The 26485-nt window shown below is 69.6% G+C and carries 25 protein-coding genes; 16 read left to right on the plus strand and 9 right to left on the minus strand.

The window, feature by feature from the left end; translation table 11 throughout:
• Positions 1-46: 46 nt before the first annotated feature.
• Positions 47-664 carry a YcxB family protein gene (locus AC3EO4_RS32120; RefSeq protein WP_431899091.1) on the minus strand — a complete coding sequence of 206 codons (618 nt, stop codon included), beginning with the start codon at positions 662-664 and terminating at the stop codon, positions 47-49.
• 40 nt (positions 665-704) lie between these two features.
• On the opposite strand from AC3EO4_RS32120, the gene AC3EO4_RS32125 reads away from it, so the two are divergent.
• A complete protein-coding gene (locus AC3EO4_RS32125; RefSeq protein WP_431899093.1) occupies positions 705-2480 on the plus strand; it encodes a serine/threonine protein kinase in 1776 nt (591 codons plus the stop codon).
• A gap of 364 nt (positions 2481-2844) precedes the next feature.
• On the opposite strand, the gene AC3EO4_RS32130 is transcribed toward AC3EO4_RS32125, so the two are convergent.
• Complete coding sequence (locus tag AC3EO4_RS32130) at positions 2845-4500, minus strand: serine hydrolase (RefSeq protein ID WP_431899095.1); 1656 nt, start codon at positions 4498-4500, stop codon at positions 2845-2847.
• A gap of 221 nt (positions 4501-4721) precedes the next feature.
• Between AC3EO4_RS32130 and AC3EO4_RS32135 the strand changes: the two genes are divergently transcribed.
• The 3 genes from AC3EO4_RS32135 to AC3EO4_RS32145 all read left to right on the plus strand — a co-directional run bounded on the left by AC3EO4_RS32135 (position 4722) and on the right by AC3EO4_RS32145 (position 6759).
• On the plus strand, positions 4722-5672 hold the full coding sequence (locus tag AC3EO4_RS32135) for a GbsR/MarR family transcriptional regulator (protein WP_431899096.1): 951 nt from the start codon (positions 4722-4724) through the stop codon (positions 5670-5672).
• A 296-nt stretch (positions 5673-5968) separates the two neighbouring features.
• Entirely contained in the window at positions 5969-6454 is a 486-nt protein-coding gene (locus tag AC3EO4_RS32140) for a hypothetical protein (RefSeq protein WP_379567832.1), read from the plus strand.
• Positions 6451-6759, plus strand: coding sequence for a winged helix-turn-helix domain-containing protein (locus AC3EO4_RS32145; protein ID WP_431899098.1), 309 nt, complete (start codon positions 6451-6453; stop codon positions 6757-6759). The genes AC3EO4_RS32140 and AC3EO4_RS32145 overlap by 4 nt, the downstream gene beginning before the upstream one ends.
• A 137-nt stretch (positions 6760-6896) precedes the next feature.
• Here the strand turns inward: AC3EO4_RS32145 and AC3EO4_RS32150 are convergent, their stop codons facing one another.
• Positions 6897-7775, minus strand: a complete 879-nt coding sequence (locus AC3EO4_RS32150; RefSeq protein ID WP_431899099.1) for a LysR family transcriptional regulator — start codon at positions 7773-7775, stop codon at positions 6897-6899.
• Between the two features lie 82 nt (positions 7776-7857).
• Here AC3EO4_RS32150 and AC3EO4_RS32155 point away from each other — a divergent pair, with 82 nt between their 5' ends.
• The 5 genes from AC3EO4_RS32155 to AC3EO4_RS32175 are packed head-to-tail and all read left to right on the plus strand — an operon-like array spanning position 7858 to position 12143.
• On the plus strand, positions 7858-8313 hold the full coding sequence (locus AC3EO4_RS32155; protein WP_379567838.1) for a nuclear transport factor 2 family protein: 456 nt from the start codon (positions 7858-7860) through the stop codon (positions 8311-8313).
• A gap of 8 nt (positions 8314-8321) precedes the next feature.
• Positions 8322-8990, plus strand: coding sequence for an SDR family oxidoreductase (locus AC3EO4_RS32160; protein ID WP_431899101.1), 669 nt, complete (start codon positions 8322-8324; stop codon positions 8988-8990).
• A 51-nt stretch (positions 8991-9041) separates the two neighbouring features.
• Positions 9042-9872 carry an NAD(P)H-binding protein gene (locus AC3EO4_RS32165; RefSeq protein ID WP_379567842.1) on the plus strand — a complete coding sequence of 277 codons (831 nt, stop codon included), beginning with the start codon at positions 9042-9044 and terminating at the stop codon, positions 9870-9872.
• Between the two features lie 33 nt (positions 9873-9905).
• Positions 9906-11231, plus strand: a complete 1326-nt coding sequence (locus AC3EO4_RS32170; protein ID WP_431899103.1) for an MBL fold metallo-hydrolase — start codon at positions 9906-9908, stop codon at positions 11229-11231.
• Positions 11232-11249: 18 nt separating this feature from the next.
• On the plus strand, positions 11250-12143 hold the full coding sequence (locus AC3EO4_RS32175) for an alpha/beta hydrolase (protein ID WP_379567846.1): 894 nt from the start codon (positions 11250-11252) through the stop codon (positions 12141-12143).
• A gap of 65 nt (positions 12144-12208) precedes the next feature.
• On the opposite strand, the gene AC3EO4_RS32180 is transcribed toward AC3EO4_RS32175, so the two are convergent.
• Positions 12209-13222, minus strand: coding sequence for a LysR family transcriptional regulator (locus tag AC3EO4_RS32180; RefSeq protein WP_431899106.1), 1014 nt, complete (start codon positions 13220-13222; stop codon positions 12209-12211).
• Positions 13223-13301: 79 nt separating this feature from the next.
• Between AC3EO4_RS32180 and dnaE the strand changes: the two genes are divergently transcribed.
• From dnaE to AC3EO4_RS32195, 3 genes are read left to right on the plus strand one after another with little or no spacing between them, the layout of a single operon-like run.
• Positions 13302-16832: a DNA polymerase III subunit alpha gene (dnaE, locus tag AC3EO4_RS32185; RefSeq protein ID WP_431899107.1), complete on the plus strand. Its 3531-nt coding sequence runs from the start codon at positions 13302-13304 to the stop codon at positions 16830-16832.
• On the plus strand, positions 16829-17149 hold the full coding sequence (locus AC3EO4_RS32190) for a DUF6300 family protein (protein WP_431899109.1): 321 nt from the start codon (positions 16829-16831) through the stop codon (positions 17147-17149). The genes dnaE and AC3EO4_RS32190 overlap by 4 nt, the downstream gene beginning before the upstream one ends.
• Positions 17146-17493 carry a hypothetical protein gene (locus tag AC3EO4_RS32195; protein ID WP_431899111.1) on the plus strand — a complete coding sequence of 116 codons (348 nt, stop codon included), beginning with the start codon at positions 17146-17148 and terminating at the stop codon, positions 17491-17493. The genes AC3EO4_RS32190 and AC3EO4_RS32195 overlap by 4 nt, the downstream gene beginning before the upstream one ends.
• Before the next feature lie 167 nt (positions 17494-17660).
• Here AC3EO4_RS32195 and AC3EO4_RS32200 read toward each other — a convergent pair whose 3' ends face one another.
• Positions 17661-18068, minus strand: a complete 408-nt coding sequence (locus AC3EO4_RS32200; protein ID WP_431899112.1) for a RidA family protein — start codon at positions 18066-18068, stop codon at positions 17661-17663.
• Positions 18069-18212: 144 nt separating this feature from the next.
• Between AC3EO4_RS32200 and AC3EO4_RS32205 the strand changes: the two genes are divergently transcribed.
• A complete protein-coding gene (locus tag AC3EO4_RS32205) occupies positions 18213-18593 on the plus strand; it encodes a winged helix-turn-helix transcriptional regulator (RefSeq protein ID WP_431899114.1) in 381 nt (126 codons plus the stop codon).
• A 60-nt stretch (positions 18594-18653) separates the two neighbouring features.
• On the opposite strand, the gene AC3EO4_RS32210 is transcribed toward AC3EO4_RS32205, so the two are convergent.
• From AC3EO4_RS32210 to AC3EO4_RS32225, 4 genes are all read right to left on the minus strand, one after another.
• Positions 18654-19556: a hypothetical protein gene (locus AC3EO4_RS32210; protein WP_431899116.1), complete on the minus strand. Its 903-nt coding sequence runs from the start codon at positions 19554-19556 to the stop codon at positions 18654-18656.
• Positions 19553-20590, minus strand: a complete 1038-nt coding sequence (locus AC3EO4_RS32215; RefSeq protein WP_379567862.1) for a hypothetical protein — start codon at positions 20588-20590, stop codon at positions 19553-19555. Before AC3EO4_RS32215 ends, AC3EO4_RS32210 begins: the two co-directional genes overlap by 4 nt.
• Positions 20583-21200: an RNA polymerase sigma factor gene (locus AC3EO4_RS32220; protein WP_431899118.1), complete on the minus strand. Its 618-nt coding sequence runs from the start codon at positions 21198-21200 to the stop codon at positions 20583-20585. Before AC3EO4_RS32220 ends, AC3EO4_RS32215 begins: the two co-directional genes overlap by 8 nt.
• 241 nt (positions 21201-21441) lie before the next feature.
• Positions 21442-23505, minus strand: coding sequence for a phosphocholine-specific phospholipase C (locus AC3EO4_RS32225; RefSeq protein WP_379567866.1), 2064 nt, complete (start codon positions 23503-23505; stop codon positions 21442-21444).
• Positions 23506-23664: 159 nt separating this feature from the next.
• On the opposite strand from AC3EO4_RS32225, the gene AC3EO4_RS32230 reads away from it, so the two are divergent.
• From AC3EO4_RS32230 to AC3EO4_RS32240, 3 genes are all read left to right on the plus strand, one after another.
• A complete protein-coding gene (locus AC3EO4_RS32230) occupies positions 23665-24642 on the plus strand; it encodes an AraC family transcriptional regulator (protein ID WP_431899120.1) in 978 nt (325 codons plus the stop codon).
• A gap of 96 nt (positions 24643-24738) precedes the next feature.
• Positions 24739-25962, plus strand: coding sequence for a styrene monooxygenase/indole monooxygenase family protein (locus tag AC3EO4_RS32235; RefSeq protein WP_431899122.1), 1224 nt, complete (start codon positions 24739-24741; stop codon positions 25960-25962).
• Positions 25959-26432 (plus strand): flavin reductase family protein, encoded by a 474-nt coding sequence (locus AC3EO4_RS32240; RefSeq protein WP_379567872.1) that lies wholly within the window; start codon positions 25959-25961, stop codon positions 26430-26432. Before AC3EO4_RS32235 ends, AC3EO4_RS32240 begins: the two co-directional genes overlap by 4 nt.
• The last annotated feature ends 53 nt before the right edge of the window (positions 26433-26485 follow it).

Genomic DNA, 26485 nt, shown 5'->3' on the forward strand with positions numbered 1-26485 from the left:
GTTACGGCGCGCGGACCACCGACAAGGTCCGCGCGCCCGCGTGCCGTCACGAACCGATTCTCGTCTTCTTCGCGAAGAGCTCGTCGAGTTCGGCCTGTTGCTCGCCGGTGAAGGCGCGTCTGGGGAGGAAGCCCGTGCACTGGTTGTTCACGAAGAGCAGCCAGAACTCGGGAGTGGACTCGATCCGTCCGAACAGGGACCACCGCGCCGTGACCGTGGACTGGTCGGTTCGAGTCTCGTAGCCGTCGTCGGTCACCTGCAGCGTCGTCGGCACGCAGAGATAGGTGAGCTGTCGTTTCGCGATCCGGCGGATCGACAGGCTGAGGACGAAGGGGAAGACGACGGCTCCTGCCAGCATCCCGATCCCGATGCTGACCCCGCCGACCACGATGCAGACCAGACCCGACGCCGCCAGGACCGCAGGCAGCGCCAGATACACGCGCTTGAGCTGGCGTCTCACGCCTTGGTAGAGAGCTCGCGACACCTCGTCGGGAGTGGGTTGATAGCTGAGCGTGAAGTCCACCATGCCGCCTTTGTCCGATGTGTTGGGGACCATCATTCGGGGCTGTGCCGCGACTCGCAAGATCGCACCGGTCGGGGCAGCCGGGTTACGACCAGACGTGCCCGTCAGCCGATCATTCGTCCGGTTGTCGTCGCCGGCCACCTGTTCGCACCGGCCGCGAGTATGGGATAAAAACTTCCGAGTGATCCCGATCGATAACGATGATCCCCGGCAGATCGGTCCGTACCGCATCGTGGGCCGGCTGGGAGCGGGCGGCATGGGGGTGGTGTACGCCGGGCTCGGCCCCGATGGCGTTCAGGTCGCCCTCAAGCTGGTCCACGCCGCCCTGGCAGGGGATCCGGAGTTCCGGGCGAGGTTCGCGCGTGAGATCTCCGTTCTCGGGCGGGTGCGGGGCGTGTGCACCGCGCGGATCCTCGGGTCCGACGCGAACGCGGCGCGCCCGTGGCTGGCCGCCGAATACGTGCCAGGGCCGACGCTCGAGGACCACGTCCAGGCGAACGGCGCCCTCGTGGCGGACCAGTGGTTCGGCCTGGTGGCGGGACTGGCGGAGGCGCTGGTCTCCGTTCACGCCGTGGGCGTCGTCCACCGCGACATCAAGCCCTCCAACGTGATCCTTTCGCGGAGCGGCCCCAAACTCGTGGACTTCGGGATCGCCCGAGCGCTCGACGGGACGTCGGTGACCCGGTCGGGGACCCTGATCGGGACCCCCGGGTGGGTGAGCCCGGAGGAGTATCGCAGCACGCCGGCGGGGCTGCCCGCCGACGTCTACGGCTGGGGGATGCTCGCCGCGTACGCGGCGACGGGCCGGCCTCCCTACGGCACGGGCCGCCCCGAGGTCCTGGCACTCAGGGTCCTCAACGACCCGGTGGACACCTCGGCGGTTCCGGAACCTCTGCGTGATCTGGTCGACAGGGCGCTGGCCAAGGATCCGTTATCCCGGCCCTCCACGCAGGAGGTCCTCGCAGCCGTGTCGCAGGCGTGGCGGATCGGCGGGGTCGACGAGCTGACGGCCCGCCTGGACCGCACGTGGGTGCTTCCCGTGCAGGAGGCCCCCTGGCCGAGCCGCGGCCGCGGTCGCCGCACCGCGATGGCGTACGTCGCGGCCGTGGTCGTCCTGGGTGTGGGGGCCGCCGCCGCCCTCCGGTTCCTGCCGGAGGGGGCCGAGCCATCCGCGCGCTCCGCCTCCGGCGCCACCGCGATGTCCTCCGGCCCGTCGTCCAGCCCGCCGAGGTCTCCGGGCCAATCCTTCACCCCGTCGCCCGCCACCCCGTCGCCCGCCCGTGCATCGTCATCCGCCTCCACCTCATCGTCGTCGCCGTCCGCTCCGGCGCGACCTGAGCCGCCGCGGACGACCGCCGAGCTCGCCGCCGCCCTCGACCTCGCGCTGGATGCCACGCCGGCGGCGAACTTCTCGTACGAGGGCGGCTTCACCCAGAGCAATGCCGCCGCGAGGGCGACCGGCCGTACGGTGAACAACGCCCACGTGGACGACCTCGACATGCGCGTGGTGGCCGGCGAGGAGTCGAGGGCCCGCTACGTCGTCCTATCCGGCGCCGGCCTCTACCCGGGCGGCGAGCAGCTGTCGAACCTGCGACCGGCCGACCCCGAGTGGACCGCGCTGATGATCGCGGGCACCGCCGGACCGTCGATCATCCGCGAGGTCGTGGCCAACTCCACGCGGTTGAAACGGCGGGGACACACCTACGCGGGAACCCTGGCCATCGACAAGACGAGCGGGCTCCTCCGGGACCTCCTCAACTCCTGGATGGGCGGAGACGTCACGGAGACGAGCCCGCGTTCGTACCTGACCTACAGCCTCTCCATCGACTCCGACGGCCGGCCGAGGCGGTTCCTGCTTGCCTGGTGCGTCCCCACCGGGAACAGCGGCATCTACAAGTCCGAGTTCACCACCACCTACAGCGGCTGGCGGGCCGGCGGACGGATCGAGAAGCCATAGCCGGTCATGGGACCCAGGAGGCCAGCGGTCCCAAGCCCGGCCCGCGTTCGAGCCACAGCCCGCCGGACGTGGTGCGTATCGAGCAGGGGGCGCCGCGCCCCGGCGTCGCGCTGATCCCGCTGCCCGGCAAGGGCCGCACGATCGAGGTCGCGATCCGCGCCGGGAACCAGTCCCACCCGGCCATCTCCGCCGCCCTTCATACGGCGCTCACCCTCTCCGCGCCGACAGATGGATCGGGTCCAGCCGAGACACGGGGAAAACCGGCCATGGGTCCATCTTGAAGCTGCGCGTCGGACCGTCGTTGACCTGTCGTGGCTGGAGCACCGTGGCGAGGTCGCCGCCGGCGCGGCTTGGGCGGACGGCGCTACTTCGTGGGCAGGCCGACCGCGTTGGCCGCGTCGGCCTCGAAGTATTCCGTCGTGGCGTAGGCGCCGGCCTGATCCTCGAAGAAGCTCCTGACGCCGTCGATCGAGTCATGAATGATGACGTTCACCGCCTTGGTCCCGTCGGTGCTCGCCACCGCCAGCGTCCATCTGGCCCCCCTGGGAAGCCGGCCGTATGCGTTCTTCAGGGAATCCCAGAAACCGTCGTTGTCGGAAATCGTGGAAACAGCCATGACGTGCATCGTGGCATCCTCCTCATAGACTCTTGGATTTACTCGGCAATTGATGTGGAGATACTGTGCGACACCATTCTTGAAGTCGTAGATCGCGACGGTCTGAGGGTCTTCGAGCGGATCGTCCGAAGGCATCAAGAAGTGGGTCTCGCTGATCGGGAGCAGTTCGTAGTCGAGCTGCTCTGGTTTGTTGAGGAGTTGCGCCTCCATGGGGTTCAGGGTGAATGTGAGGTGGAGCCTCCCGCGTTCGGCCGCCACTTCGTAGCGGGTGCCGGGGCGCTCATAGGAGCCTTCGTACCTGGACAGATCGAGGGCCAGGGCCGGGTCGGGCTCCGGCAGGTCGGGGATCGTGACCGCGCCGAGGTCGGCCAGAATTTCGTTGAACACCTTCCGGTAGAAGCTGTCGCGCGGCCCGGCGTTCGCCAGCATCGAGACGGCGATGTTCGATTCCGGCAGGATCCGCAGGCGGGCACTCTGGCTGACCGCGCTGCCGTCGTGGGCGTAGACGGTCTGGCCGTGCCAGTCGCACACGATGAGGCCGAGTGCCCATTCCGGCCCGAACATGTACGGGTCAGGAATGGGGACCCGCGACTCCGTCATCTCGCGGATGATGCCGGGTGAGACGACTCTGGTCCCGTTCGGCGCCATTCCTTCGTTGAGGAAGACGTACGCCATCGTGAGCAATTCCCGGGCTGTCGTGTTGACGTTGCCTCCGGGGCCGAAGGAACGCGGCAGGTGGCCCAGCGGTGATGGGATGGGGCCCTCTTCGAGGGATCGGATCAGGTATCCGGTCGCGGCCCGATCCTGGTCCACGTGCTCACGCCGGCTGCTCGTCGAGGTCAGTCCCAAGGGGTCGAACAGACGATCCTTCATGATGTCGTCCCACCGCTTGCCGTCGATCACCTCCATGATGCGGGCGAGGATCGCGTAGCCCAGGGCCGCGCTGTAACCGTGAGTGTGGCCCAAGGGGTGGACCTGACGTGCGCCGGCGATGTTCTCGACCATGCGCTCGTAGACGTCGTCGTCCTCGCCCGGATCGCCGTAGCTCTCCTCGATGCCGTTGGTGTGGTTGAGGAGATGGCGGGGCGTGACCTTGGCGCTGACGTCAGGGTCGGCGACCCGGAAATCAGGGAGGTAGGTCCGCACCGGCTCGTCCAGGGCGACTTTCCCCTCGTCGACGAGCTGCATGAAGGCGAGGGCGGTCCATGTCTTGGATACGGAGCCGCACTGGTAGACGGTGCCGGTCGTCGCGGCTTCCCGCGTGGAGATGTTCTTGACGCCGACGGCGAAGTCGGTGATCTCTCCGTCGCGCAGGACGCCGATCGCGGCGCTCGGGATCTCGTACTCCGCGAGCAGCTCGGCGACGCGAGCTCGTATCCGGGTCACATCCAACGCTCTTGCCATAAGGGGTTCCTCGTCTCGCCACGATTCTTTCCAAGCGAGAAAAGGCTACGTTGCATTTCAAGTATCGTCAACGAAAAGCCTCAAGGATGCCCTTGAAATGCTGGGCTTTTATGCCAATCGTTGCAACAGCGTTGTTGATGAATGCAATCCATGTCGACCAGCCGTTGCAATGTACTGTTGGTGAACGCACCCGTGGACCGAACCGACAGGAGGGCGAGCCGATGCCCGGAGGCAGGCTGACCCACGACGATCGCCGGCAGATCGCGATCTGGATGGTCGAAGGGCTGGGATACGCCGAGATCGCCAGGCGGCTGGGCAGGCCCACGTCCACGATCAGCCGCGAAGTGGCACGCAACAGCGCGCCAGGCGGCTACCTCGCCGACCGCGCCCAGCAGGCCGCCGGGCAGCGCGCCCGCCGCCGCAGACCGATTCACGCCACGGAATCGCCCGCCGACGGGCGGCCCGCCGAGTTCGTGCGCGGTTTCGTGGAGCAGTTCGCGACGCTGCTGGTCGGGACCGGCCTTCCCCGGATGCCCGCTCGCGTGTTCGTCTGCCTGCTCACCTCCGACTCCGGGAGCCTGACGTCCGCCGAGCTCGTACGCCGGCTACGGGTCAGCCCGGCGTCGGTGTCCAAGGCCATCGGCTACCTCGAGGAGATCGAGCTGGTCAGGCGCACACAGGATTCCGGCCGCCGCGAGCGGTACGTCATCGACGACGACGTCTGGCTCCGGGCGTTCCAAGCCGACACCGGGGCACACGCCGAGGTCGCGGCGGCCGCGCGGCATGGGATCGAGATCTTCGGCGCCGGCACGCCCGCCGGCACCCGGCTGGGCCAGATGGCCCAGTTCTTCTCCTGGATCAGCGAGCAAATGAACGACAGCGGTCTCACCGACGCCGTCGTGCGCGACGCGCTGACGGTGCTGGCCGCGCTGGTGTACGCCGCTCGGCCACTCACCGTGGACGACCTCGCTACGGCACTGGACTGGCCCGTCCAGCGGGCGGTTGACGCCCTGGACGCGATCAGCCGCCGTCCGATCCTCGCCGACCCGCTCGCCGTGGAGCGGCTCGAGAGCGGCGAGTACGCCATCACCCCGAGGCCGGACCGCCTGAGCTCCGCACAACGCGACGCACTGATCGTCAGTCCACGCTCGACCCGGGGGACTCGGAAGTGACGCCGAGATCCGCGGCCACGCCCGCCTGGAAACCACCCGCCGCGACAGTCTGCCCTCCGATCACGATCGACCACTGACAGCGGGCTCCACCTGCGAAAACGCACTCAAGATCGACTCATGGCCGGCTTCCCCGGCGTCCCGGCTGAACCCGATGAATGACCGCCGACCGCCCAGCGGCCGTGCACAAGGGACGGCATGCCGCGATCCCCGCGCCGTGGTGGCCGCATCAGGGAAAGTACTTGACGGTTTGGAAAGTAGAAAGTAGTTTCCGAACTGGAAAGCAAATGGAGGCCGCCATGCACATCACCCCCGAAGACGCCGCGCAGTCGCTGGCCCAGATTCAGCAGACGCAGCGCAGAGCGCTGCGATCCGCGCCGCCGATGTTCCCGTCGTGGTATCTGGTGGCGGTCTGGGTCTTCGTCGCGGGCCTGCAGCTCTTCACCGAGGTCACACCGCCGTGGGCGCTGTGGATCGGCGTACCAGTGCTCTCGATCGGTCTCGTGGTCGCCATCTTCAGGTTCGTCACCGATCTGCGGGACCAATCCCTGCGCCCCCACCCCTCCGTGGTGGATCCATGGGCATGGGCAGGTCTCGCCGGCTGGATCGTCGCCACCGCCCTCGTGAGCGTCGCGATGACACTCGGCCTCGGCGCCCTGGGCTTCGCCTACCCCCGAACGTTCATGGGCGTCATCATGGTCGCGATCGTGGCGCTCACCGCACCTGTCCTGACCCGGTGGATGTCCGAGAGGACCGCTCGCCGGGCGGAGACGAGCGACCGATGACCCGGCAGCTCGATCCGGTCATCCACGCTCCGACCAGACTGCAGATCGTCTCGCTGCTCGCCGCCGCGGACGAGGCCGAGTTCGCCTTCGTCCGCGACACCCTGGACATCAGCGACTCCGTGCTGTCCAAGCACGCCGGCGCGCTGGAGGCGGCCGGGTATGTGAAGATCCGCAAGGGGCATGTGGGCAAGCGCCCGAGAACGTGGTTCAGCCTGACGCACGAGGGCCGCGAGGCCTACCGGAACCATGTGGCCGCACTCCAGGCCATCGTCTCCCAGTCCGGCCTCTCGATCCTCCCCCAATGACAAGGCACCACGTGAGCGGCCCTGACGGTTACACGCGGAAGCCCATCCCGGAGGCCACGATGCGAGGAAGGGTGCCCTGCTCATCGTCGGCGCCGAGCGAGGCCGGCGTGAGTGATCGGCGGCGAGCGTACGGGGGATCACGTCCGGGGGCGCTGCGGCTCGGGCGACAGGGCCTCGACCAGGTCGCGGACGACGCTGCGATGATCGCCGGGACGCCACGCGAGGGCGAGCACGCTCGGGGACAGACCCGTGACCGGGATGGTCATGATCCCCGGCCGCCGGTAGATCTCGGCGTTGCCGGCGGCGAGCAGGACGATGGTGTCGCCGCTCTCAAGCGCCGCGAAGGTCTCCTCGGCGTTCGTCACGGTCGTGCAGACCACCGGCGGCCGCCCGCCCCGCTCGTCCGTCGCGAGCCAGTGGTCGCGCAGCGGACCGGCGCTTTCGGGGAGCGCCAGGAAATTCTCGTCCAGGAGCTCGGCGAAGTCGACCTCGTCCCGTTCGGCCAGCCAGTGGTCGTGCCGGAACGCAACCCAGCGCGGCTCTCGGGCCACGACCCGGACGTTGAGATCGTCCTGACCGGGGAACGGCAGCCAGACGAACGCCACGTCGACCTCGCCCTCGGCCAGGCCCGCCGTGGGGTCGGTCCAGTTGACCTGGCGCAGCCGCAGGTCGCAGCCCGGACGGCGTTCGGTGAACCGTTCCCGCAGCGTTCCCAAGAGGCCGCGTCCGACACTGGTCGACATGCCCACGGTCAGCCGTGAGGCTTCGGCGGCGGCGGCGTCGCCGACGGCCCGCTGGGCCTCGTCCCACCGCTGGAGCAGTTCGCGGGCGGCCGGCAGCAGCGCCTCGCCCGGCGCGGTGAGCCGCACCGTGCGCCGGTCGCGGTCGAACAGCCTCACCCGCATCAGCTCTTCGAGCTGGCGTATCTGCTTGCTGAGCGCCGGCTGCGAGATGAACAGGCGCTCGGCCGCGCGGGTGAAGCTGAGCTCCTCCGCCACGGCCACGAAATACCTCATGTCACGCAGATGAGCATCCATAACCGTCGGCTATTACAGCAGATATTGGACGTGCGGGAAAGGTCGACGCCACGATTGCGGCATGAGCACCACGGAGGATCGCCTGGCGATCATCGAGACCTGCACCCGCATGGCATGGCACGCCGACCAGCGCGAATGGGACCGCCTGGGTGAGGTGTTCGCGGACTCGGTGACCCTGGACTACACCAGCCTGAACGGCGGCGAGCCTGCCGTGCTGACGCCGGCGCAGATCGTCGAGGCATGGTCGGGCCTGCTCGGCGCGTTCGACGCCACGCAGCACCTGATCACGAACCACCTGGTGACCGTCGACGGCGCCACCGCGCTCTGCACGGCGTCGTTCCAGGCCACGCACCGCCTCGCCAATCCGTTCGGCTCACCGCTGTGGACGCTGGGCGGCACCTACCGCTTCGACCTGGCCCGGTCGGACGGCGCGTGGAAGATCAGCGCTGTGGTGATGACCACCACCTGGGCCGACGGCAACCGGAACCTGATGTCCCTGGCGGCGGGCAACGGATGATCGCCCTCGTGACCGGCGGCAACCGGGGGATCGGCCGGGAGGTCTGCCACGAGCTGGCGACACTCGGCCACACCGTCCTCCTCACCGCCCGATCGCCGGAGGCGGCCGAGACCGCGGCCAAGGAACTCGGAGGTGACGTCGTCCCGCTACGGCTCGACGTCACCTCCGAGGAGGACATCGCGGGGGCGGCGGCCGCCGTCGCCGAGCGGTACGGGCGGCTGGACGTTCTGGTCAACAATGCCGCCATCACCTACGACACCTGGCAGGGCGGCGCGTCCGCCGACCTGAACGTCGTCCGCGAGGCCGCCGAGACGAACCTGTACGGTCCCTGGCGGCTGATCCAGGTGCTGCTGCCGCTCCTGCGCGAGAGCGCACACCCCCGGATCGTCAACGTGTCCAGCGAGGCGGCCTCGCTGACCAACATGGGCGGCGGCACCCCGGCGTACGGCACCACCAAGGTGGCCCTCAACGCCCTGACCCGCATGCTGGCGGCGGAGCTTCGCGGTGACGGCGTCCTCGTGAACGCGATCTGCCCGGGCTGGGTCGCGACGGACATGGGAGGCCCGGGCGGCCGTCCCGTCTCCGAGGGCGCGGCCGGTGTCGTCTGGGCGGCCACGCTGCCCGACGACGGCCCGACCGGCGGGTTCTTCCGCGACGGCCGTCCCCTCCCCTGGTGAACGCCCTGTGAAGGCCCCTCCCCTAGTACACGCCCTGTGAAGGACAATGAAATGATCTTGGTTACGGGTGCGACGGGCAACGTCGGCTCCGAAGTGGTCCGGGCCCTGGCCGCGGCCGGTGAACCCGTCCGGGCGCTGGTGCGGAAGCCGGGCACCGTACCGCTGCCGGACGGCGTCGAGGCGGTGACAGGCGACCTCAACCGGCCGGAGAGCATGACCGGAGCGCTGGGCGGGGCCCGCGCGGTGTTCCTGCTCCCCGGGTACGAGGACATGCCGGGCCTGGTGGCCGAGGCCCGGCGTGCGGGAGTGGAACAGGTCGTGCTGCTGTCCGGCGGCTCGGCCGGGAGCGGCGACATGACCAACGCGGTGACCCGTTTCATGGCCGCGTCCGAGTCCGCCGTGCGGGAGTCCGGGCTGCCGTGGACGTTCCTGCGGCCGAGCGCGTTCACGTCCAATGCCCTGCGCTGGCTGCCGCAGCTCCGGTCCGGCGATCGGGTGCGGGTCCCGTTCCCGGACGTCCGCACGGCGAGCGTCGACCCGTACGACATCGGGGCCGTCGCCGCCCGCGCGCTGCTGTCGGACGAGTACCGGGGCGAGATCCTCCGGCCGACCGGTCCGGTCGCGATGCCGCCTGTCGACCAGGTCGCCGTGCTGGCCAAGGTCCTCGGCCGCGATCTGGAGTTCGTGGGCCTGACGAACGAGGAGGCGCGCACCGACCTGCTCGCCACCATGCCCGTCGAGTACGTGGACGCGTTCTTCGACTTCTACGTGAACGGCTCGCTCGACGAGTCGATCGTCCGCCCGACCGTCCGCGAGGTCACCGGCCGCGAGCCCCGCACCTTCGAGCAGTGGGCACAGGCCCACGCGGACGACTTCCGCTGAACCCCTCGCATCCCGACTTCACGAAGGCTCCAGATGAACCAGAGATTGCGGCGCCTTCTCGCCGCAAGCTCCGCCGCCGCATGCGCGATCGCGTCGGTGGCGGGCTGTTCGAACGACGACAGGCCCGCGGCGCCGCCCGCGCGGAAGGCGGAGCCGGGACGCTTCGCCTCGTCCAACCCGGGTTCGGTCAACACCTACTGGATCCAGGCACCGGAGGGCCTGGTCCTCATCGACACCCTGCGCACGCCGACCGATGCCAGGAAAGCGGTGGCGGAGATCAAGAAGACCGGCGAGCCGGTCGCCGCCATCCTGCTCACCCACTCCCATCCCGACCATGTGGGCGGGGCGGCCGCCTTCCACGAAGCGTTCCCCCAGGCCCCCATCTACGCGTCCAAGGCGACCGACAAGACGATGCGGGAGGACGATCGGGGCTTCTACCCGCTGGCCCGTTCGGCGAACGCGGACTTCCCCGCCAAGCTCACCTACGCCGACCGGACCTTCGAGGACGGCGCACCGTTGCAGGCCGGCGGCCTCCGCTTCGAGACCGCCACGTTCGCCCACGGCGAGTCCGACACCGCGGACGTCTACTACCGTCCCGACACCGGCGATCTCTTCTCCGGTGACCTGGCGACCGGTAAGGTCACGCCCGCGCTGATCGAGGGGACCAGCTGCGGCTGGCTCCAGATCCTCGATCAGCTCGGCAGGCGCTTCCCCGGGGCCAGGACGATGTACCCGGGACACGGTACCGCAGGCCCGGCCCGCGCCTTGATCGACGAGCAGCGCCGGTATCTCCAGGTGTTCCGCGGTCTGGTCCGGCCGACCGTCGCCCCGGACTCGCCCGAGGGCAGGACGGTCGGCCCCGGCGAGCAGAAGTCGATCATCGCCGAGCTGGACCGCGCCTACCCCGGCTATCCGCCGGTCGCGGACCTTCCGACCATCGTGCAGGAGAACATCAAGGCCGTCGCCCGGGAGCTGTCCGCCGAGGACCCCGCGAAGACGCCTGCCGCCTGCGCGGACACCCCGCAGGAAGGGACGGGCGGGCTGCTCGCGCCGGTGAACACCTACGTCAGCGCGGTCAACGGCCGCAACCTCGACGCGCTGGCTGGAGCGTTCGCCGCCGACGCGGAGCTCATTGACGTCGGGCGGCGTTTCAAGGGCCGCGCCGCGATCCGCGACTGGGCCCGGGCCGAGGTCATCGGCGGAAGCCTGACCGTCATCAGGGTCGCCGAGAACCGGCCCGGTCACCAGCGCCTCCTGGTGCGCTTCGCCCCCGGCGGCCAGGGAGGCTTCGATGCCTACTACGCCTTCACCGTCGACGGCTCGTCCATCACCAAAGCCGAACTGACCTATGCGAACTGATCGAAGGAGCGAACGTTCATGACCACCGTGCAGAAGGTGAAGTTCTCCGCCGGCGACGTGGCGCTGACCGGGAACCTGTTTCTGCCCAGCGGCGCCGGCCCGGTGCCGGGCATCGTGGTGGCGGGCACCTGGACGAGCGTCAAGGAGCTGATGGCCGACCGGTACGCCGAACGGCTCGCCGACCGCGGGTTCGCCGCCCTGTCCTTCGACTTCACCGGCTACGGCGAGTCCGAGGGCGAGCCTCGCGACTACGAGGTGCCGGAACGGAAGGTCCGCGACATCAACCACGCGGTTACCTTCCTCGCCGAACATCCTGCAGTGGACGCCGGCCGTCTCGGCGCCCTCGGCGTCTGCGCGGCCGCGATGTACATGAGCGGGAACGCCGTCGACGACCCCCGCGTCCGGTCGCTGGCGCTCGTCGCGCCCTGGCTGCACGACCCCGAGATCTGCCGGGAGGTGTACGGCGGCGAGGAGGGCGTCGCGGGCAAGCTCGCCGATGCCGCACGGGCACGCGCGAAGTACGAGGCGACGGGCGAGGTCGAGTACGTGCCTGTCGTCAGCGGCTCCGACCCTCGCGCCGCCATGCCGTTCGACATCGACTTCTACCTCAACCCCGACCGCGGCGGGCTCCCGCAGTGGCCCAACCGCTTCGCGGTGATGGCATGGCCGGGCTGGCTCGGCTACGACTCGATCTCCCTTGCCTCCCGCCTCACCCAGCCCGTCCTGCTCGTCCACAGCGAGAACGCCGCCATCCCGGACGGGGCGCGGCGCTTCCACGCGGCGCTGGCCGGTCCCAAGGAGTTCGTCTGGACCGAGGGCGACCAGTTCGCCTTCTATGACCAGGAACCGCAGGTCACGACGGCGGCGGACGCCGCAGCGGCCCACTTCGCCCGCACGCTGCCCCGCGAATAGCCACGCGGTGTCCAGGCCGCCCGCACGGCATACGGTGCGGCCCTCCCGAGTCAACTGCACGTCCATCAAGTAGGAGGCGAGAAACCCCCGTCCAGGTCCATGGTGAAGGTGGCGCGGTCGGGGGCCGGCAGCCATTGGTGTCGCGGGTCGTAAGGCCGGAAGCGACTCTCGATGAAGCGGGTGAGCGGGGCCAGCACCGGGTGATGGTTCTGCCGGTGCCAAAGCAGCGAACACGGGTACATGGGCGCGGGGTCGATGACCGGGATCTGGACAGTACGCGGATGGCTGGGCAGGCGGCACCACTCGCCCGCGAGGCCGATGCGTTCGCCTGCGCCGACCTCCTCCACGAAGTACTCCCAGCCGAAGTCGGGGCCGGAGGTGTCGATCCGGATGTCGAAGGCGGCGCCGAAGAGGTCCCAGAACTCGGCCCACTCGCTGCCGGCGGCGTTGCCGGGCATCCACACGGTCATCCCGGACAGCTGTGCCGTCTTCACCTGTGGCAGGCCCGCCAGGGGGTGGTCGCGCCCCACCAGCAGGTGCGCCTGCTCCAGGTAGGCCGGCATGGACACCAGATCGTCCTCCAGTGTCCCGCTGACCCGGGCGAAGGCGGCGTCGATGGATCCGTGGGCGAGCGCGCCGCGGGCGGATCTGAGCCCGTTGGAGGTGACGATGTCGATCTCCACACCCTCGGCGGTCTGGTGAAATGCCCGGATCACGTCGAGGGACGCCAGCCGGGTGTCCAGTACGTCGACGCGCAGTGACCGGCGTCGGGCCTGCAACATCTCGAGCGCCTGGTCGGCGATGCCGACAAGGGCGCGCGCGTGGTGGAGGAACGCCCCGCCGTCCTTCGTGAGCTCGGCCCCTGTGCGCGTACGGGAGAACAACCGCACGCCGAGGTCGGACTCCAGCTTCGCTATCCGCTTGGAGACGGCCTGCTGCGTGATGCCCAGCGTGGCGGCGGCCTCGCTGAAGTAGCGGTCCTCGGTGACGGCGACGAAGGCGCGGACCGTAGCGAGATCCAGGTCGGCCGTGTGAACCACCGTTGGTTGTGGGTCGTCGGCGTGTCGATTGTTGGACAACCGCGCCTGCTCTCGGGTCGAATGCTCGGGTTCGCGGCTGAGCCTACAACCGAGGGGCGTGGTTCCGGTGGGATCCTTCGTGCATCTCCACGTGCACACCGAGTACAGCATGCTCGACGGGGCGGCCAAGGTCGGCCTGCTGATGGACGAGGTGGCACGGCTGGGCATGCCGGCCGTGGCGATGAGCGACCACGGCAACGTGCATGGGGCGTACGAGTTCTACCAGACGGCGCGCAAGACGGGCATCAAGCCGATCATCGGCATCGAGAGCTACGTCGCTCCCGCCTCGCGGCACCATCGCAAGCCGGTGTTCTACAGCGACAACCTCTCGTTGCGCCGGTCCGACGACGACACCGGCGAGGGCGGGGACGTCTCCGGCCGCGGCCTGTACACGCACATGACGATGTGGGCGGCGAACGCCCAGGGCCTGCGCAACCTCTTCCGCCTGCAGTCCAGGGCCTGGCTCGAAGGGCACGTCCAGAAATATCCGCGCATGGATGATGAGCTGCTCGCCGAACACGGCGACGGGATCATCGCCACGACCGGCTGCCCGTCCGGGGAGGTGCAGACCAGGCTGCGGCTCGGCCAGTACGCCCAGGCCGTCGAGGCCGCCGCGCGCTATCGCGACATCTTCGGCAAGGACAACTACTTCCTGGAGCTGATGGACCACGGCCTCGCGATCGAGCGCCGGGTCCGCGAGCAACTGCTCAAGCTGGGCAGGGAGCTCGGCCTGCCGCCCCTGGCCACCAACGACTCCCACTACGTCACCGAGAGCCAGGCCGGGGCGCATGACGCGCTGCTGTGCGTCGGCACCGGCAAGCGGCTCGCCGACGAAGACCGCTTCCGCTTCAGCGGTACCGGCTACTTCATCAAACCGGCCGAGGAGATGCGCGCCCTGTGGGACGGCGAGGTGCCGGGCGCGTGCGACAACACGCTTCTGATCGCCGAGCGGGTCGGCGACTACGGCGAGGTGTTCGCCCATCGGGACCTGACGCCGCGCTTCCCCGTGCCCGAGGGCGAGAGCGAGTCGAGCTGGCTGCGCAAGGAGACCCTGGAGGGGGCAGGCCGCCGCTACGGCGGCGACCCGCAGCAGGAGGTGCTCGACCGCATCGACTACGAGCTGTCGGTCATCGACACCATGGGCTTTCCCGGCTACTTCCTGGTGGTCGCCGACATCTGCCGCTACGCCCGCGACAACGGCATCGGCCTGGGTCCCGGCCGCGGATCCGCCACCGGCTCGATCGTCGCGTACTGCACGGGCATCACCCAGCTCGACCCGATCGAGCACAAGCTGATCTTCGAGCGGTTCCTCAACCCCGAACGCATCTCCATGCCGGACGTCGATCTCGACTTCGACGACCGGCGGCGCGACGAGGTGATCGACTACGTCACCCGCAAGTACGGCGAGGACCATGTCTGCCAGATCGTCACCTTCGGCACCATCAAGGCCAAGGCCGCCATCAAGGACTCCTGCCGGGTGCTGGGCCTGCCGTACGCCCTGGGCGACCGCATCACCAAGAGCTTCCCCGCGGCCGACGGCGGAAAGGAGATCCCGCTGGCCGCGATCCACGACTCCCGCCACGCCCGCCACGGCGAGGCGGCCGAACTGCGCCAGCTCTACCAGCAGGATGCCGACGTCAAGCGGGTGATCGATACCGCGGCCGGCCTCGAGGGCCTCACCCGGGGTACCGGCATCCACGCCGCGGGCGTGATCCTGTCCAGCGAGCCTCTGGTCGACGTGGTCCCGCTGGTCAAGCCCAAGGCCGACGGACCGGTCATCACCGGCTTCCCGTTCACGCAGGCCGAGGACATGGGCCTGCTGAAGATGGACTTCCTCGGCCTGCGCAACCTCACCGTCATCGGTGACGCGATCGCGAACGTCCGCGCCAACAAGGGCGTCGACCTCGACATCCTGGAGACCCCGCTCGACGACGCGACGACGTACGAACTGCTGGCGCGCGGTGACACGCTCGGGGTCTTCCAACTGGACAGCGCCGGCATGCGGGTCCTGCTGAGACTCATGCAGCCCACCACGTTCACCGACATCGCCGCGGTGAACGCGCTGTACCGGCCAGGCCCGATGGAGATGAACGCCCACACCAACTACGCGCTGCGCAAGACCGGCAGGCAGCCGGTCGAGCCGATCCACCCCGAGCTGGAGCAGGCTCTGGAGCCCATCCTGGGCGACACCTTCCATCTGGTGGTCTTCCAGGAGCAGGTGATGGCCATCGCCCAGCGGCTCGCCGGATACTCCCTCGGCGCTGCGGACATGCTGCGCCGAGCCATGGGCAAGAAGAAGAAGGAGGTCCTGGACGCCGAATGGGACAGGTTCTCGGCGGGCATGCGCGGACACGGCTTCTCCGAGGAGGCCATCAAGGCGGTCTGGGACGTCCTGGTCCCCTTCAGCGGCTACGGCTTCAACAAGTCGCACACCGCCGGGTACGGCCTGATCTCCTACTGGACCGCCTACCTCAAGGCCAACCACCCGCAGGAGTACCTGGCCGCGCTGCTCACCTCGGTCGGCGACGACAAGGACAAGATGGCCGTCTACCTGGCCGACTGCCGACGCGTGGGCATCAGGGTGTTGCCTCCCGACGTCAACGCCAGCCGACTGGACTTCGCCGCCGTCGGCTCCGACATCCGCTTCGGCCTGGGAGCCGTCCGCAACGTCGGCGCCGGCGTCGTGGACGCCATCGTCACCACCCGGGAGGCCAAGGGCCCTTACGCCGACTTCAACGACTTCCTGGCCAAGGTGCCCTCCGTCGTCTGCAACAAGCGCGTCATCGAGTCACTCGCCAAGGCCGGCGCCTTCGACAGCCTGGGCCATCACCGTAAGGCCCTGGTAGCGGTCCACGAGCAGGCCGTCGACGCGATCGCCGACGTCAAGCGAAACGAGGCCCACGGCCAGGACTCGCTGTTCGGGGAGCCGGGCCAGAGCACCGCCTTCTCGATCGCGATCCCCGAGGGCGAGTGGGACAAGGCCGGCCTCCTGGCCTTCGAACGCGAGATGCTCGGCCTGTACGTCTCCAGCCACCCACTCGACGGCGCCGAACCCGCCCTGGCCGCCAACCGCGACACCACCATCGCCGACCTGCTCGCCTCCGGGCGGCAGGACGGCCCGGCCCGGGTCAGCGGCATCATCGCCGGCTTGCAACGCAAGGTCACCAAGCAGGGCAGCCCGTGGGCGATCGTCACCCTCGAAGACCACGACGCCGCCGTGGAGTGCCTGATCTTCCCCAAGACCTACACCCTGTACGGCGAAGCGCTTGCTCAGGACCGCGTGATATCCATGCGAGGACGGATCAACGTACGCGACGAGACGATGAGCGTCTACGGTGAGGAGATCACCCTCCTCGACGTCTCCCAGGCGCACACCGGGCCGCCTGTGGTGATCTCGATCCAGGAAGCCCAGCTGAACGTGCGGCTCGTCCAGGAGTTGAAGTACATCCTGACCGCCCATCCCGGCCGAGCACCCGTGCACGTGCTCGTCCACCGCCACGGCGCCAAGAGCGTGCTGTTGAACCTCCAGCCCTTCCAGGTCACACCGCAGCCGGCGTTTCACGGCGATGTCAAGGCCCTGCTCGGCGCCGGCGCGATCGGTCAGGCATGAGCCGCGGCCGGGCGTGCCCGCGATGCCGTACCGGCGACGTCCTCGCCGTCCTGCGCCTCCCCCACACCTGGACGAACGCGTCGGGCAACCAGGTTCGCGGCACCAGTGAACTTCTGGTGTGCGCCCACTGTGACGTGGACGATCCCCTCACCGGCCCGATCGTCACGTACTTCACCGTCCATGGGTCCGCGCAGCCGGAGAACGTGGCCCAGCTCGCGGGGTGTCTGCTCCGCTGGATCGGTCAGGCGCGACCGCCGAAGCCGGACGAGAACGCGCTGAACGCCGAGGCCGAGGCCTGGTACCGCGACGAGCTGTGACGCCGTCTTCGCCTCGGCCAAAGCACACGAAGGTCTACGAGGACATCGGCGAAGGCCATCCCGGCCCGTGGCCGGCGCCCGAGGACCAGCCCGACCCCATCGCCGCCGAGTTCGACGCCTCCGGACAGTTCGCGGTGGTCGGAACCCGGCGCTATGTGTGGGCCCTGCGCTACACGGCGGACGAATACATCGCTCTGCTCGACACGTTCTCCGGCCATATCGCCATGGAGCCCGCCAAGCGGGAGCACCTCTACCAGGAGGTACGCCGCCTCCTCGCCGCACGCCCTGACGGACGACTCACCCGCCACTGGTCGGCCGTCCTCACGATCGGCCGACGCCTGTGACGTGGAGTCGAGTCACTCAAGGCGGCCCCCTCGCGTTCGTGCCTGAGCGCCCAGGCAGGGCGCCGCAGCGGGTGACGAAGGCCGAACGGAAGGCCTCTGATCGGTTCGGCCGGACCGGCGGAACCCGCTCACGGTGGGAGGCGTCGAGGCAAGAACGAGCTCGAGGGTCAGTCGATGACCGCGGTGGCCTCGACCTCGACCAGATGGCCGGGTACGGCCAGTGAGGCAACGCCCAGCAGCGTGCCCGGCGGTACCGGAGTGACCCCGAGCTTCGCGGCCGCCCGGGCGACGCCCTCCAGGAACAGGGGCATCTTGTCGGGAGTCCAGTCGGCCACGTAGACGGTCAGCTTCGCCACGTCGTCGAAGGAGGCACCGACCCCGGCCAGGGCGGTGCCGATGTTGAGGTAGCACTGTTCGACCTGAGCGGCGAGGTCGCCCTCGCCGACCGTGACTCCATCGGCATCCCAGGCGACCTGCCCCGCGATGAAGACCAGCTTCGACCCAGACGCGATCGACACCTGCCGGTAGGCGTCGATTTCCGGCAATCCGCCGGGGTTCACCAGTGTGATGGCCATGTTGACCTTCTCCTTGTCGTCAGAGCCCGTGGGCTCGCTTCCACCGGACCACGACCGCCTCGTGGTCTCTTGTGGTAACTCGGGAACTGTAGGAGAGTGTCCGCTGACATGGAAGAACGCACTTTTCAGTGACTGAGGAACCTTATGGTGACCAAGAAGTTCAGGGGCTCACCCGAAGAAGCGGATCTGACGCGCGCGGACTCCTTGGCGCGGGAGATCTTCTCGGACGTCGCCAACAAGTGGGCGCTCCTGATCATCGAGGCTCTGGGAGAGGGCACCCTGCGCTTCGGCGAGTTGCGGAACGAGGTCGAGGGCATCAGCCACAAGATGCTCACCCAGAACGTGCGCATGCTGGAGCGCAACGGCCTGGTCGGGCGGACAGTGCATCCGACCGTGCCGCCGCGGGTGGAGTACACCCTCACCGAGCCGGGCCGAGCCCTACGAGAGACGGTCCATGGAATGTGTGACTGGACCCACCGGTACCTCGCGCACATCGAGTCCTCACGCCGCCGATTCGACGCCTGACACGTGGAGCGACCGCAGCGGCCGCGGCCCTGACGTGGGCGTCAGGACCGCGGCAACCGATCAGCGCGCGTCGGGAACCGCAGGCTTGTCGTTCGTCCACCCGGCCTCGAACGTCTTGACGCCGGACTTGCCGAGCACCGCCTTGCCGCCGTCCTTGAGGTCGGTGTACTCGGCCAGCAGCGTCATGGCCTCGGTGTCCACGAGGAGTTGCTGCTTGAGCACCGAGTCCTTGTTGGAGGGAACCGGCAGCGCCAGCTTCTGGCCGGGGCGGCCCAGCGGGTCCTTCGCCCGGCCGAGGTCGCTGACGCCCTTGGTGGTCTTGAGTACCTGGTAGGCGGCCGCCCTGACCTTGTCGGGCGCGGGGTTCACGTACAGGAGTTCGGTGGCCATCCCGGCGACGTATCGGTCGAGGTTGACCAGCCAGTCGTTCTTCGTCGCCTTCGGGGCGGTGGTCTTGGCCTCTTCCGCGGACTTGTCGATCCAGGCGTTGACGTCCGCGACGAGGTACTTCCTGAGCGCCTCGACGTCAGTGGGCAACGACTGGAGCTGCTGGAAGGTCACGTACTTCTCGCCCAGGCGGAACCCGTCAGGCCGCTTCTTGTCCGTCCCGACGAAGCCCTTGCCCGGTTCGGTGGACAGACGGATCTTCATGCCCTCCGTGCGGTAAGCCCATGTGGTCGGCGACCCGTCGGCGCGCCAGGCCGCCTCGTCCTTCTCGGTCGCGGGCCTGGCCCCCAGCTCCCTGTATCCGCCCCAGCTCTTGCCCTCGGGCGACAGCCAGTCGACGCTGACGCTGCGCTCGGTCAGGTGGTAGCCACTGCCGACCGCGTGGGGATGAGTCCTGGTGAAGACCGTCTCGACCCGCCAGTACGCCCCCTTCGGCGCGTCGGCGGACGCCGGGGCGGCGCCCGCGCCGGCGAAGATCAGCCCAGCGGCGACGGTAAGGGTCAGGGTGGATCTCATTCGTTCTCCTTCAACGGGTTGTCGTCCGCCCAGCGGCTGTCCTGGATCGCGGTGTACATCAGGAGCAGGCCGTCTGCGACGGCGCGGGTTTCGATGGAAAGTGGTCTGCCGGAGACGGGGTCGATCACCAGCCGGGTCCTGGTCGCCCCCGCGTAGTCCGGCGGGGCGAACTCGCCGGACTCGTACTCGATCGCCTGCCCTGCACGGCCCAGCGCGTCGCTTACCTGCCCGACGGTGGTGACGCCGGGCGCTGAGGCGAGCAGCCGGTAGGCGGCGGCCCTGGTCTCACTCGTCACCGGCGCGAAGAACAGCAGCCGCGCCGCGGTGTCGATGGTCGTACGGTCGTCGGCGTCGAAGAACGCCCTGAGCCCCTCGGGGGTGTCGGGCACCTCACTCATCTTGGTCAGCGGCTTGCCCGCTGTGAGGATCCGGAAGTCCCAGTCCTCGGTCGACCAGGTCCACTGCTCGCCGGGCTCCGCCCGGACGACACCGGCGCGTCCCGTTTGCGAGGGCTTGTCGTACGTCCATGACGTCGGCGAGCCGTCGGCGCGCCAGGCCGCCTCGTCCTGGGGCGTCGCGGGCTTGGTTCCCTGAGGCGTCTGGCGGTACCAGGTGCGCCCTTCAGGGTCCGCGGGGATCCAGGTCTCGACCGACTCGCTCTCGCGCAGGACGTACCGGCCGCCAGGCTCGCGGAACTGCCGGCCGTTGACCTCCGTACGGCCCCACCACGCGCCCTCGTCAGGCATGGCAGCCACCGACTCCGCCGCGACCAGCAGGAACCGCTTGCCGTCCGCGTGAGCGACCGTGCCAGAGGTGGCGGGCGCTTTCGGGGGCGTCGTCGGCGCGATCGCGATGGCCGCCGCGGCGGCCCCGGCCAGGACGAGCCCGAACGCGCCCCACCTGGCTGCTCTGCGGCCCCGCCGTACCCGCTCCTGGGCGAACGCGCCGGCCAGCCGCTCGCGTCCGGCCCGCTCGACCTCGGGCGACAGGGGCGGCGCGGGCAGCAGTTCCCGCACCGCCTGGTAGTCATTCATCAGAGCCTCCACGCAAGGGGTTGACGCCGCCCAGGGCGGCACGGAGCTTCCTTCGCACCCGGGACAGGCGGGATCCGACGGTGCCGTACGGGATGTCCAGCGCCTTGGCCACCTCTTCATGGCTCAGCTCGCCCAGCGCGCTCAGCAGCAGCACGTCCCTGTCTCCGTCGGACAGCGCGAGCAGCTCGGCCGCGAGCCGCCCCTGTGCGCTCACGGCGTCCACGCGGGTGAGCACGCCGTCCTCGTGGCTGTGCTCCCAGGCGTCGTCCCCGCCCGCGCTGCGCTGCAGCGCCGCCAGCCGCCGGAGCTCAGCACGCCGGTGCAGCGCGATGACGTTGCCGGCGAAGCCGTACAGCCAGGGACGGACCGCGCCACGCCGGGGATCGAACGTCTCACGCTTCCTGAACGCGGCCAGGAACACCTCGGCCGTGAGGTCGTCAGCGGCCTGCGGGCCGAGCCGCCTGCCCAGGTAGGCGTGGATGTCGCTCACATACCGGTCGTAGATCTCGCCGAACCGCTCGGGTGTCCGGCGCGAGAGCTCCACCAGGACCTCGTCGCTGACCGTCCCCCGCGGATCGGCGAGATCCGGGACCGTCGAATTGGCAGTCACATCTCTCACTCAACCGATGAGGCGTTCCGCTTTCACGGCCGGTGGAGTCGGACGCCGCCTCCGGCGGGTACGGATGAGCGGCCGTTCGCGGCGGACCATGACGCCACCGGCTGGACGAGGATATGAAAGGAGATCTTCGCCGCGCGTGCGCGTGGGCGGAGCCGCCGCCTGAGCTCGGCGAAAACGCCGATGCGGCGGCCCCATGACCGGGGCCGCCGCTCTCTTCACGCCGCAGGCTCGGCTAGCCGGTGATGCTCGGCCTCCCGTTCTCGACGTGGCCCATCAGGCGGCGGCGGAACGACGGATCGTCCGCACAGGTGATCTCCAGGTCGTACCACCCCTGGGCGTCCTCCACCGGCCACACCACCTGCTTGTACTGCCCGGGCCCGAGCGGTACGGCCTGCTCCTTGTCCCCGTAGGCGAGTGCCCGCACGTCCAGTTTGACCTTCGCGTCGCCCAGGTTGGCGATCTCGACGCGCACCTTGCGCGGGTCGATGTCGATCACCGAGCGCACCTCGACCCGGCCCGCCGCGCCCGCAAGGGAACCGGCGAACTCCCGCCGGAACCCGTTCGGCCCGGTCAGCACGAGGTCATAGGCGCCGTCCACGGGCACCCGCCGGGTGGTCACCCCCAGCACGTCCAGGTGGAGCGGGAGCGCGAACTCGCCCCGGTACGGGTAGAGCGTCATGTGCATGCTCTCCCCGCCGGCGTTGCCGAGCGTCAGCTCCAGTTCCTTCCCGAGCGCGCGGACCCAGGCGTTCGGCTGGTACGGCAGAGCTCGCGCGGGCTTGGTGCCCGGTTCCTGCTCCGGCATGGCCTGCTGCGCGGGGGGCGTGGGCTTCCACCGGCCGCTGAAGGCGGGCACCTGGGCGGGCTGGGCCGGGGCGGGCGGCTGTGCCGTACCGGTGAAGTCGAAGGCGGAGGTGAGGTCGCCGGCGACCGTGCGGCGCCAGGGGGTGATGTCGGGGAAGCGCACGCCCAGCCACGTCTCCAGGAAGCGGCAGGTGGAGCTGTGGTCGAAGATCTGAGAGGCGACATAGCCGCCCGCGGTCCACGGGGAGACGATCGTCATCGGCACGCGGATGCCCAGGCCGATGGGCTTGCCGTCGTACCAGTCGTCGGTCTGCTCGGCGGGCGGCAGCGGCGGTGGCACGTGGTCGAAGAAGCCGTCGTTCTCGTCGTAGGTGATGAACACCGCGGTCGACTGCCAGGTCTCCGGGTGGGAGGCGATGGCGTCGAGGATGTCGTAGGTGATGCGGGCGCTCTGGATCGGCGAGGAGGCGCTGGGGTGCTCGGAGTCGGCGGCCGAGGGGACGATGTAGCTGACCTCGGGCAGCGTGCCGGCCTCGACGTCGGCACGGAAGGCGGCCGCGAGCTGCTCGGCGGGCACGCGGCGCAGCGCCCGGTCGAACAGGACGCGCTCCTCGGCGTCCAGCGTGGCCACGCCCTCGTCCAGGCGGGCGAGCAGTCGCTGCCGTTCGGCCTCCGGCGCGCCGAGCACCGCGGAGTAGAAGGAATCCATGCTCTTGTAGTCGCCCCGCAGCGCCTTGCGGGCGATCTGCCGGAAGCGGGCGAAGAACTCCAGGTTGTTGTCCTGGTAGTTGTCCCACTCGTGGTAGACCTTCCACGAGCGTCCCGCCGCCTGCAGGATCTCGCCGGCGTTCGCCCAGGTGTAGCCCTTGTGGGTGTCCTCGGAGTAGGCGGCGTTGTCGATGGCGCGCTTCGTGGTGCCTGGCTCGTAGCCGGTGTGGCCGGAGACGTGGTAGTTGCGGTTCGGGCTCGTCGACGACAGCACGGAGCAGTGGTAGTTGTCGCAGATGGTGAAGGTGTCGGCCAGCTCGTACTGGAGCGGGATGTCCTCGCGGCGGTAGAAGGTCATGGTGGCGGGGCTCTTGGCCGGGATCCAGCCGTCGTGCCAGCCCTGGGCCGCGGCCCGCTGGCCGTCGTTCCAGCCGTGGGCGAGTGCGTTGATCCACTGCAGGTCCTTGCCGACCAGGTCGGCGGCCTCACGGACGGGGAACGGCAGCACGCTGCCCGCCCCGTTGGGCTGCTCGAAGACCGGCTTGCCGGTCTTCAGCCGTACGGCGTTGCGGTCGCCGAAGCCGCGCACGCCTCGCAGGCCGCCGTAGTAGTGGTCGAAGGAGCGGTTCTCCTGCATGAGGAAGACCACGTGCTTGATGGCGGACAGTCCGCCCTGGGGGACGGGCATCGCCAGCGCGCGGTGAACAGAGGGGGGCAGGAGCGAACCTGCGACCACTCCAGCGCCGAGGGCGAGGAGGGAACGTCGTGAGAGGCCATGAGACATGGCCGACAGCGTGACAAAGGTAGAGATCCGGACCATTGACACGAGATGGCGATCAAGCGAAGAGCAGGCTCCCTTCTTGAGGCGCGCGGCCCTGATGAAGCCGGTCGGTGTGCGTCGTTTTACCTGGAACGCCGGGGCACGGACCGGGGATCATCTGCTGTGCTTCTCAGCAACCGACCGATCTTCGCCAGCACCGACCTCGACGAGGTCCGCGACGAGGTGGCCAAGGTGTTCTGCCCGCACCGGCTGGACCTGGCAGGAGACGACGTCCCGCTGTCGGCCCGGTTCAACTCCGTCCAGTTCGGATCGGTCCGCGTCAGCTACCTCGACTACGGGTCCGATGTCCGCATCGAGCCGGGCGACCTGGGCACGTTCTTCCTCTTCATGCTCCCCCTCGCCGGCCGCAGCCTGATCAGGGGTGGCGACAAGGAGATCGTCTCCACGCCGTCCACGGCCGCGCTGCCCTCACCAGAGCGCCACCTCGACATGCGCTGGGCGGCGGGCTGCCCCCAGCTGCTGGTCAAGTTCGAGCGCACCGCGATGGAGCGCTCGCTGGAGCAGATGCTGGGCGAGCCGCTCGACCGGCCGATCATCTTCGATCTCGGTGTGGACATGGCCGCGGGCTGGGCCAGGGCCTGGCGAGGCATGGTCGACCTGATCGTCCGGGAGGCCGAGCACGACGACGGGCTGGCCGTCCAGCCGCTGGCCGTCGCGCATCTGGAGAACGCGCTGATCACCTCGCTGCTCACCATGCAGCCGTCCAACTACCTGGAGCGGCTGAGCGCGCCCCGCCCGCCCGCGCTGCCGAAGGTGGTGCGCCGGGCCATGGAGTTCATCGAGGGACACGCCCATCTCCCGCTCACCACGGACGACGTCGCCAGGGCCGTGGCGGTCAGCGGCCGCTCGCTCCAGGAGGGCTTCCGCGCGCATCTCGGGCTCACCCCGATGGCCTACCTCAGGCAGGTACGGCTGACGCGCGTGCACGAGGAACTCGCGGCCGGGGACCCCGCACGGGCCACGGTCACGACGGTGGCGGCCCGCTGGGGCTTCCTGCACCAGGGGCGGTTCGCCGCGCTGTACCGCCGCCGATTCGGCCAGAGCCCTTCGGAGACGCTGCGGTTCGCGCCAGGTGGATGACATCCGCGCTCAGCGGATGGCTCGGCCGGCGGGCCTGCCATACCTTCGAATCAGGCGCCGATCGAACACCACCATCTGACAGAAGGAACACCCACCATGCGCAGCATTCTCGTCGTCGGCGCCGGTCAGGCCGGACTGCACCTGGCCATCGGCCTCCTCCAGAACGGCTACGACGTCACCGTCGTGTCCAACCGCACCGCCGAGTCCCTCAGGGACGGCCGGGTGATGTCCGGCCAGGCCATGTTCGGCACCGCCCAGGCGCACGAGCGCGCCCTCGGCCTGGACTGGTGGGCCGGTGCCTGCCCGCCCATCGAGGGCATCGAACTGTCGGTGCCCGGCCCCGAGGGCGGCAAGGCGATCGGCTGGTCCGCCCGGCTGCACACCCCCGCGGTCTCGGTCGACCAGCGGATGAAGATGCCGGCCTGGCTGGCCGAGGTCGAACGACTCGGCGGCAAGGTCGTCATCCATGACGCGACGGCCGAGGATCTCGAGCGCTACGCCGCCCGGTACGACCTGGTCCTGGTCGCGGCAGGCAAGGGACAGGTCGCCTCGCTCTTCCAGCGGGACGCGGCCCGCTCGCCGTACGGCAGCCCGCAGCGCGCGCTCGCGCTCCTCTACGTCAACGGACTGCGGCCGCGCCCGGAACACTCGGCCGTCTGCTTCAACCTCCTGCCCGGCCTCGGCGAGTACTTCGTCTTCCCCGCGCTGACCCACACCGGCCCCTGCGAGATCATGGTGTTCGAGGGTACGCCGGGCGGCCCGATGGACTGCTGGGGCGGCCTGGACGGCCCCGGCGCGCATCTGGATCAGGCCCGCAGGATCCTGGCGGACTTCCTCCCCTGGGAGGCCGAACGCTGCGCCGGGATCGAGCTCACCGACGCCAACGCCGTGCTGACCGGCCGCTTCGCTCCCACGGTGCGTCACCCCGTCGCCGTCCTGCCCTCGGGCGCGCCCGTGCTGGGCGTCGCCGACGTGGTGGTGCTCAACGACCCCATCACCGGGCAGGGCAGCAACAACGCCGCCAAGTGCGCGGCGATCTACCTCCAGGCGATCCTGGAGCGCGGCGGCCGGCCGTTCGACGCCGTGTGGATGCAGCAGACCTTCGACCGGTTCTGGGCGCAGGCCCGGCATGTCACGAGCTGGACCAACGCCCTGCTCGCCCCGGCCGAACCGCACCATCTGGCGCTTCTGGGCGCGGCAGGCCGGTTCCAGGACATCGCCTCCCGCTTCGTCAACGGCTTCGACGACCCGGCCGACTACGCCGAATGGTTCATGGACGGCGCCCTGGCCCAGGCCTATCTCGACCGGGTCGCGGCATGAGGTCGCTGCGTGACGCCTTCGGGCAGTTCGCCACCGGGGTGGCGGTCGTCACCACGGTGGCCGACGGCGAGCGGGCCGGGGTGACGGTCAACTCCTTCACCTCGGTCTCGCTCGACCCTCCGCTGGTGCTCTGGTGCCTGTCGGACCGGGCCCCCAGCGCGCCGCTGTTCCTGCGGGCAGGGCGCTTCGCGGTCAACGTGCTGGCCGCGGGGCAGGGCGAGTTGTCCAGGCGCTTCGCCACGCCCGCGCCGGACAAGTTCGCCGGGGTGGAGCTGCTCGACCACCCGTTGCCGATGCTGGCCGGCGCCCTGGCCGGCTTCGCCTGCCGTACGGTCTCGACCTTCGGCGGCGGTGACCATCACATCTTCGTCGGCGAGGTGGAACGCTACCAGCGCGCCGGAGGGGACCCACTGGTCTTCCACTCCGGCCGCTACCGCGAACTGGCCCGCCCGGCGATCGTGGCCGGGTGAGTGCCCGGCCGGAGTCCTGGTGGCCGTTCCCGGCGGACTCGTGCCGCGGGCGG

Source organism: Nonomuraea sp. bgisy101 (genome assembly GCF_057708945.1).

Excerpts from the sequence above, each read along its gene's own strand:
- AC3EO4_RS32155 (WP_379567838.1), top strand. The coding sequence starts at position 7,858 with ATGAGCACCACGGAGGATCGCCTGGCGATCATCGAGACCTGCACCCGC.
- AC3EO4_RS32205 (WP_431899114.1), top strand. The coding sequence starts at position 18,213 with ATGGTGACCAAGAAGTTCAGGGGCTCACCCGAAGAAGCGGATCTGACG.
- AC3EO4_RS32200 (WP_431899112.1), bottom strand. The coding sequence starts at position 18,068 with ATGGCCATCACACTGGTGAACCCCGGCGGATTGCCGGAAATCGACGCC.
- AC3EO4_RS32145 (WP_431899098.1), top strand. The coding sequence starts at position 6,451 with ATGACCCGGCAGCTCGATCCGGTCATCCACGCTCCGACCAGACTGCAG.
- AC3EO4_RS32170 (WP_431899103.1), top strand. The coding sequence starts at position 9,906 with ATGAACCAGAGATTGCGGCGCCTTCTCGCCGCAAGCTCCGCCGCCGCA.
- AC3EO4_RS32140 (WP_379567832.1), top strand. The coding sequence starts at position 5,969 with ATGCACATCACCCCCGAAGACGCCGCGCAGTCGCTGGCCCAGATTCAG.
- AC3EO4_RS32175 (WP_379567846.1), top strand. The coding sequence starts at position 11,250 with ATGACCACCGTGCAGAAGGTGAAGTTCTCCGCCGGCGACGTGGCGCTG.
- AC3EO4_RS32165 (WP_379567842.1), top strand. The coding sequence starts at position 9,042 with ATGATCTTGGTTACGGGTGCGACGGGCAACGTCGGCTCCGAAGTGGTC.
- AC3EO4_RS32215 (WP_379567862.1), bottom strand. The coding sequence starts at position 20,590 with ATGAATGACTACCAGGCGGTGCGGGAACTGCTGCCCGCGCCGCCCCTG.
- AC3EO4_RS32240 (WP_379567872.1), top strand. The coding sequence starts at position 25,959 with ATGAGGTCGCTGCGTGACGCCTTCGGGCAGTTCGCCACCGGGGTGGCG.
- AC3EO4_RS32210 (WP_431899116.1), bottom strand. The coding sequence starts at position 19,556 with ATGAGATCCACCCTGACCCTTACCGTCGCCGCTGGGCTGATCTTCGCC.
- AC3EO4_RS32225 (WP_379567866.1), bottom strand. The coding sequence starts at position 23,505 with ATGTCTCATGGCCTCTCACGACGTTCCCTCCTCGCCCTCGGCGCTGGA.
- AC3EO4_RS32190 (WP_431899109.1), top strand. The coding sequence starts at position 16,829 with ATGAGCCGCGGCCGGGCGTGCCCGCGATGCCGTACCGGCGACGTCCTC.
- AC3EO4_RS32130 (WP_431899095.1), bottom strand. The coding sequence starts at position 4,500 with ATGGCAAGAGCGTTGGATGTGACCCGGATACGAGCTCGCGTCGCCGAG.
- AC3EO4_RS32150 (WP_431899099.1), bottom strand. The coding sequence starts at position 7,775 with ATGAGGTATTTCGTGGCCGTGGCGGAGGAGCTCAGCTTCACCCGCGCG.
- AC3EO4_RS32135 (WP_431899096.1), top strand. The coding sequence starts at position 4,722 with ATGCCCGGAGGCAGGCTGACCCACGACGATCGCCGGCAGATCGCGATC.
- AC3EO4_RS32235 (WP_431899122.1), top strand. The coding sequence starts at position 24,739 with ATGCGCAGCATTCTCGTCGTCGGCGCCGGTCAGGCCGGACTGCACCTG.